Source organism: Curtobacterium sp. MCBA15_016, assembly GCF_001865105.1.
Lineage (GTDB): Bacteria > Actinomycetota > Actinomycetes > Actinomycetales > Microbacteriaceae > Curtobacterium.
Genome location: NZ_MJGR01000031.1, coordinates 17,369 through 18,403, shown reverse-complemented (window position 1 = coordinate 18,403; position 1,035 = coordinate 17,369). Strand labels below are relative to the sequence as shown.

The following is a 1,035-nucleotide window of genomic DNA, read 5'->3' as shown; positions in this document are numbered from 1 at the left end:
GTGGCGGACGCCGCGCTCGGGGACGTCCTCGTGATCGGCGCACCGCAGGCGCACACCCTCACCGCGGCCATCACGGGGCGGGTGGCGGAACGGATCGTGGCGCACGCAACCACGCCGGTCGTCGTCGTCCCCGAGGAGTGGGAGCGCAGCGACGGGCCGGTCGTGGTCGGCGTCGACGGCCGGTCCGCCGCGTCCGCGCTCGCCTGGGCCGCAGACGCCGCCGAGCGACGCGGCACGGACCTCGCCCTCGTCCGGGCGTGGGCGGTCCCGACCGCGATGGCACCGTACGCCGACATCTCCCTCGAGGAGGACCGCGTGCTCTGGTCCGACGAGGCCGACATCGAACTCCGCGCGGCCCTGCGGGCGGTCGGTGGGGCGCACCCTGCGCTGCGCGTCGACGGGTCGTCGGTCGAGGGCCAGCCGCGCGACGTCGTGCTGCAGTCGTCCCGCGGCGCGTCCCTCGTGGTCGTCGGACGGCGCCACCGGACCGCCCTCGGCGGCTTCCTCGCCGGGTCCGTCGGCGAGCGACTCATGCACCGCGGGCACGCGCCCGTGTGCATCGTCCCCCAGCCGCGCCGGGTGGCCGGGTCCGACGACCGCACACGCGAGCCTGCACACGCCGAGGCGCGGTGATGCGCGACGGGAACGCCGTCACGACCGAGCACATCGTGGTCGGCATCGACGAACACGACGCGAGCGACCGCGCGGTCGACTGGGTCGCGCTCCGTCGGGTGATCCCCGGCAGTCGCATCGAGGTCGTCACGGTCGCGAACGGCTGGGGCGGGGACGTGCCCGCGCTCGACCGACGACTGCGCCGGGCGACCGAACGCCTCACGGGTGCGCACCCCCGGGTCGAGGTCACCACGGCCACGCTCTTCGGGGCGCCGGACCGCGTCCTGGTCGAGACCGCGGCCAGCGCCGACCTGCTGGTCATCGGCTCCCGACGCCAGCACCGCGTCCGCACCGCGCTCGACGGCTGGATGCCGGAGCGCGTCCCGACACTGACGACCGTCCCGACGGTCGTCGTCCCCGAGG

General features: G+C 76.1%; 2 protein-coding genes. Both read left to right on the top strand.

What is annotated here, in order from left to right; all coding sequences use genetic code 11:
- Positions 1 to 633, top strand: a 633-nt coding sequence (locus tag BIV03_RS12955; protein ID WP_175475835.1) for a universal stress protein, incomplete at its 5' end; no start/stop codon positions are given.
- Positions 633 to 1,035 (top strand): universal stress protein (locus BIV03_RS12950; RefSeq protein ID WP_139201974.1); only part of this gene is annotated, 403 nt, incomplete at its 3' end. The genes BIV03_RS12955 and BIV03_RS12950, both read left to right, overlap by 1 nt.